The organism is Nitrospirae bacterium CG2_30_53_67 (genome assembly GCA_001873285.1).
In the GTDB taxonomy this organism is placed as follows: domain Bacteria; phylum CG2-30-53-67; class CG2-30-53-67; order CG2-30-53-67; family CG2-30-53-67; genus CG2-30-53-67.
Window position 1 is genome coordinate 1 of sequence record MNYV01000058.1, and the last position, 6,091, is coordinate 6,091.

General features: G+C 50.6%; 5 protein-coding genes. 4 read left to right on the forward strand and 1 reads right to left on the reverse strand.

Annotated features, from left to right (window positions below; genetic code table 11):
• The first annotated feature begins 457 nt into the window (after positions 1–457).
• The gene (locus AUK29_03335; protein ID OIP65072.1) at positions 458–691 is read left to right on the forward strand and encodes an addiction module component CHP02574 family protein; all 234 of its coding nucleotides are present in this window, start codon (positions 458–460) and stop codon (positions 689–691) included.
• The gene (locus AUK29_03340; GenBank protein OIP65073.1) at positions 688–981 is read left to right on the forward strand and encodes a plasmid stabilization protein; all 294 of its coding nucleotides are present in this window, start codon (positions 688–690) and stop codon (positions 979–981) included. Before AUK29_03335 ends, AUK29_03340 begins: the two co-directional genes overlap by 4 nt.
• Before the next feature lie 150 nt (positions 982–1,131).
• Here the strand turns inward: AUK29_03340 and AUK29_03345 are convergent, their stop codons facing one another.
• A complete protein-coding gene (locus AUK29_03345) occupies positions 1,132–1,938 on the reverse strand; it encodes a 2-hydroxyglutaryl-CoA dehydratase (GenBank protein OIP65074.1) in 807 nt (268 codons plus the stop codon).
• 162 nt (positions 1,939–2,100) lie between these two features.
• On the opposite strand from AUK29_03345, the gene AUK29_03350 reads away from it, so the two are divergent.
• Both AUK29_03350 and AUK29_03355 read left to right on the forward strand, forming a co-directional pair.
• Complete coding sequence (locus tag AUK29_03350; protein OIP65075.1) at positions 2,101–2,667, forward strand: hypothetical protein; 567 nt, start codon at positions 2,101–2,103, stop codon at positions 2,665–2,667.
• 97 nt (positions 2,668–2,764) lie between these two features.
• Positions 2,765–5,980 carry a hypothetical protein gene (locus tag AUK29_03355; GenBank protein OIP65076.1) on the forward strand — a complete coding sequence of 1,072 codons (3,216 nt, stop codon included), beginning with the start codon at positions 2,765–2,767 and terminating at the stop codon, positions 5,978–5,980.
• Positions 5,981–6,091 lie beyond the last annotated feature (111 nt).

Consider the following 6,091-nt stretch of genomic DNA (forward strand, 5'->3'; position numbering starts at 1 on the left):
ACGCACAGGCAGGAAAGATGCTTGGCAGAAGGTTGCAGGCAATGCCGAGGGGGAGACCTCGGAAGAGAAAGCAATAAATGGGCGCTGTCCCTATTATTCCTACCTATTATTCCTATTATTCCGCTGGGGTAAAGCGTCTCGTGTACCTGGGCGGATTAGGAGTAAAAGCGACCGCCAGTCGTCATCTGTTGAGCCGGATTGAGACCGGCGAAATATTGAGTGCCCGTCCCGAGATTTTACAAACTATTTGGTTCAGAAAAAGACTACAGAACAAAAAGAGTTAACAAGCGGATACCTTGTGGGTCGCTGGAAATCGGCGATAAAGCCTCCCCCGCTTCTGCTTTTTATAATTGACTATGCGATCGTTCATCTGTAAAATATCAGAAAATATCAGCATAGGGTGGTTGTCAATATGGATTTGGCGTAGTTTCAGCCACATTTCAATAAGGAGATTGCTATGAAGTTAACTGTCGAACAAATTGCAGAAGAAGCTCTTTCACTTTCCAGTGACGCACGCGCCCTTCTTGCCGACAGATTAGTGGAAAGCCTGGATCCAGCTGAAGACGACTATGTACGTCAACTCTGGATAACAGAAGCATGTCGCCGTCAAAATGATATTCGCAGTGGCCGCGTTCAAACAATTCCCGGTGATGTCGCCTTGGCGCAAGTCAGACAGGCCGTCAAGAAATGAAATATGATTTTCATCCGGAAGCCCTGGAAGAATACCAAGATGCAGCCCGATATTACGAGGCTTGCCAATCCGGTCTTGGGCATCGTTTTATCGAAGCGATTGAGTACGCTATTCAGCATATTATCGAAAAACCTGAACAATGGAAACCACTCGAAAAGGATGTCCGCCGGTATCTGACACGCGTATTTCCTTATGCCATTCTTTACTCCATCGAAACAAATTACATTCTTATCATAGCGGTAATGCACTGCCATCGAGAACCCGGCTACTGGAAAACTCGTATTCGATAGGCAGTCGCATATCTCAGGCCAATAATACAGCCCAGAGTGACAAGCATCCAACCAGCGGGTCCACGGCGACGCGCCAAAAGGCGGCGCGTGACCCGCGTGTTATGCCTTTGAGATACAATACCGCATTGCGGTTGATAACATAACCGTAGATTAAAGATGTTTTACAGGTTTGCCCGTGGATCTGGCGGCGTTGCTGCGTGCGATCCAGGCGGCCCCGACCGCGCCGACGATCTGCGGCTCATCGGGAATATTCAAAGAGAGTTTTAATCGTTCCTGCAAGGCATCCACCACACCCTTGTTTTTTGCCACCCCGCCCGTCATGGTTACGGGAGAAGCATAGGGAATCCGCTGAATCAGTGCGGCTGTCCGCTCTGCAATGGATGCAAAGAGCCCGCGCACAATATCTTCCACGGGGCGCCCTTCGGATAATAAGGAAATGACTTCGGATTCAGCGAAAACCGTACAAAGGCTGCTGATGGACTGGGTTTTTCCTGAATCAAATGGAACGGCGGACATCCGGAGAATGCCCATGTCTAAAACACCGGCCATGAACTCAAGAAAACGTCCTGTGCCTGCGGCACAGCGGTCGTTCATAACAAAATCGAGCACGCCTCCGGATCCGTCTAAAAGAATCGCCTTGCTGTCCTGCCCTCCGATATCAATCACCGTTCTTGTTTCAGGAAAAAAATGGAAAGCGCCTCTGGCATGACAGGTGATCTCGGTCATATGAATGGAGGCCGAATCAACCCGTTTTTTTCCATACCCGGTGGAGACGACCTTCAAGACATCCCTCCGGTCAATCCCTCCCTTTTCAAGACAGGATGCAAAGACCTGCTCTGCGGCCTTCCGTCCTTGAATCCCGGTTTCTACGATATTCGAGGAGACCACTCTTCCTCCCGAGTCAAGAACTGCTGCCTTGGTGGTTCGAGACCCGACATCAATGCCCGCAAAAAACATGAGACCCTCTGATTCATCGTCCTTTTGTTGACCATTAAGATCCTAACACAGGGCGCCTTGGGTATCAAGGCCTTCCTCTGTCCCTGAAAAACAGATCTTTCTTGACACCCTTTTCAGAACAGGTTTATACTGAAATTGAGTCATCGGAGCAGCGCCAAAACCATGGAAAAAGCGGGTCTGAAAAAACAACGGTATTTTATTGAAAGAGACCTTTTCTTTCAGACGCTGACCTTGCTTTTAACCGTTCTGCTGGGCGGTTTTCTTCTTCTTCTTCTTTCAAAAACCATCAGCGGACACGTGGACTCCTCCATTCTCTTCCTCATGCTTTTTGTGGGTTACTTTCTGCTGATCATCTTTTTTGCCTGGTCCCTGTCGAAAAAATTCATCGGGCCCTTTAGCCGCCTCAAAGAAAATATGAAGGATATCGCCAAAGGCGATCTCTGTCTGCGTTTGACGGTTCGAACCGGTGATGATATCAGGATCCGAAGTTTTGTAGAAGACGCCAACCGCATGATCGCCGCCGTCAATAACAGCCTGGGCAAGGTCCAGGAGCAAAGCGAGAACCTTGAAAAAACGCTCAACAGTCTTATTCTCAGGACCCAGGCAGATCCTATGATCCCAAAAGAGGAATGTCTGGGATATTTGCAGGACCTCCTCACACAAACAAAACAAATCGGTCAGGCCGCTCGGTGTTTCAAAACCAAAAAAATCTCGGATCGAAACATCTGACATCCTCCCCATATCTTCTTCTCCCTCCCTGAGTCCTTTTTGACAATCCGGTCGAATTATTATATGGTGATCAGAAAGGCGCATCCATCTCGGAGTGATGCCCTCGAAAGAGAACCGGTCCATCTTTATCTATTATCCCCGTGGATCATCCAGGATGAGCGGACTAAAATCTCTGTTAGAAAATAAACCCTCTCCTGAAGAGGCTGGACCTCTTCTCGGGGATTATCATCTTCCTCCGAGCAAAACCGTCATTGAGAACCTTAAATCCATCGCTTTATGGGCCTCTCCAAGGCAAAAACCCGAGACATTCCTCATGAGTCTCCTTAAAAACATCAGGGATTCAGCCCATCCGGAACAGGCCCTGAATCAGGCGGAACGTTTTTTTTGCCGGATAAAAGACCCGGAGGAAATTTTTCGGATATTCCAGCAGAAAAAGCATCCCCTCAGGATACTCTGCACCGTCTTCGGAGCCAGCCCGTTTTTGAGCGGCATCCTGATTCAGGATCCCGATCTTTTCTCATGGCTGATCGAGGATGCGGTCTGGAACTCATCCCCTGAAAAAGGGCCGCTCATTCAGGAGATTCTCAACGCCTGCCGGGGAATCTCGGATCTTAAGCAGGCCTATCCGGCGCTGCGCCGGATCAAACAGAGAGAGATGCTTCGTATCGGAGCCAAGGACCTGACAGGATCTTCGGATTTTTCCGAAACCACCCGGTCTCTGACCACCCTGGCCGAGGCGGCCATTGAGGCCGCCTATCAGACGGCCGATCGTTTTATGAAGATTCGGTACGGGCGGCCTATGATGGAGGATCCATCCGGTACGCCTCGAGAGTGCCGCTTTGCCGTTCTCGGGATGGGCAAGCTCGGCGGCGCCGAACTCAACTTCAGCTCGGACATTGATCTTCTCTACCTCTATGAATCGGACCAGGGAGAAACCACGGGCGTGTCCGATGCCTACGGCGGGGTTCAAGGAAGCATGGGCAACCACCTTTATTTTGTCAGACTTTCCGAAGCATTGACCGACATGCTGCATGCGAACACCGAGGATGGTTTCGTATTCCGAGTGGATCTTCGCCTCCGTCCGGAAGGGTCTCAGGGTCCCGTTGCATCATCTCTTAGAACTTTTGAACTCTATTATGAATCCTTCGGCCGGACCTGGGAGAGAGCCGCCCTGACCAAATGCCGTCCTGTGGCCGGAGATCTCTCTTTTGGCAAGGAATTTGAAAACATGGTCAGGCCTTTTGTGTACCGTAAGTACCTCGACTATGAGGCCATTGACGAAATCAAGGAGATGAAAAAGAAGATTCTCAAAAAGCTTGGGCAGAGAACTTCCCGAGGTGACAACATCAAGCTCGGCCGCGGCGGAATCCGAGAAATAGAATTTTTCATCCAGGCGCTCCAACTCATCTATGGAGGGAGGATCACCTGGATACGTGAAAGAAATTCCCTGCGCGCATTGCACAGGCTTTGCGATAAAGAGCTGATCACCTATGAGGATTTTTCCTCGCTTTCAAAGGCATACATTTTTTTGAGGGATGTGGAGCACAAGCTTCAAATCGAGAACCAGCTCCAACTCCAGACCCTTCCCACGGACCCGTCCAGACTTGAACAGCTTGCCAGGCGATGCGGCGCGAGAGATCTCCGGAATTTTCTTCAGGATCTCGATGGTCATAGGAGCCGAGTGCAAAGGCTTTTTGAAAACCTTTTTTACGAAAAAGAACGGGGACTCGGCGAAGAAGACTCTCCTGTGCACGACATCCTCAGTGAAGATCCGGAGGTAGAGGAGGTCCACAGGCATCTATCCCTGCTCGGGTTTCAGAATCCCCATATCGCCTATAAAAACATCATCCTCTTGAAGGAAGGCCCACCCTATGCACATACCTCATCCCGCTGCAAGGTCCTTTTCCGGAAGATCGCGCCGGCCCTGCTCAAGGAGGTTTCCTCTTCTCCGGATCCGGATATGGCCCTAAACAACCTGGAACGTTTTGTTTCCATATACGGCGCCAGGGAGATCTTTTACGGACTTCTTGGAGAAACTCCCCCTTTTCTTAAAAAAATTGTTTTTGTTTTCAGCATGAGCAGTTACCTTTCCAACCTCCTGGTCCGCCATCCCGACACCATTGAAGTTCTTATCGGAGAGGATCTCATGCATCCGGAACCCCCATCGGAGATTCTCTTTCGTACCCTGATGCAGGGAATGAAAAAAATTTCTTCCAGCCCGGAGAGAATGGACCTTCTCCGTCGTTTCAAACACCTGGAGGAAATGAAAATCGGGCTCCGGGATATCCTCATGGATACGGACCTCCTTGAAACCTCACAGGCTTTGAGCCGCCTGGCTGACGCCTGCCTCGAGACGGCATATACCCTCGCCATGGAAGAGCTTGTGAAGACCTACGGCAGTCCGCAGAACCCTCTTGGAGAAGATGCAGGGTTTGCCGTCATGGGAGCAGGAAAACTCGGATCCGAGGAGCTCATCTACGGGTCCGATCTCGATCTCATCTTTGTTTACTCAGAAGATGGAGAATGTTCAGGTCACGGAAAGATAACCAACAAGGATTTCTTTACCCGTCTTGCAGGCCGGATCACGGCCATCCTCTCCACCATGACTGCAGAAGGGATGGCCTACCGTGTAGATCTGCGCTTAAGACCTCAGGGAGAGGCCGGACCTCTGGTCCAGTCCCTGGAAGGGTTCCATGAATACCTCGATCAGAGCATACAACCGTGGGAACGGCAGGCGCTCACCAGGGTCCGCTTCTGCGCCGGAGACAAGAAAACCGGTGAGCGGCTGAGATCCTTGATTACAGAGACGCTTTTTCACCATCCGCCGGATCCGGAACTCCATAAAAAAGTCCTGGAAATGAGAATGAAAATTGAACAGGAGAAGGCCCGGCAGAGCGAGGCGCTTCTTTTTTTCAAAACCGGAGCGGGGGGGCTGATCGACATCGAGTTTCTGGTGCAGTATCTTCAGCTTCGCTACGGGTATGAAAACCCGGAGATCCGGTTCCCGGGGACACTCCGGATTTTAAATACAGCATGCAGACTGGGCTTTCTATCAGAAGAGGACGCCGCATTACTTAAGGCATCCTATCTCTTCCTCAGCCGTCTTGAAAGCCGCACCCGGATCGTTCAAGACCGCCCCATTACCTCTCTTTCCTCAGATCCGGGGAAAAACCGGGCCCTGGCCCTTCGCATGGGTTATGCAAACAACGATACGGAACCTCCAGGCCGGAAGCTTCTTGACGACTATCACGCCGTCACTCAGAAGACCCGTGAGATTTTCCTCCGCCTTCTTAGTGGTCCTGCTCGTAAATAGGGTGGTCTCATCAAGGTGTGCGACTGCGGCTTACCCCCTGTGGTACGCCGCTCTACGAGCCTTCGAATAATAGGCGAATAATAGCGAATAATACGAATAATAGGGACACGA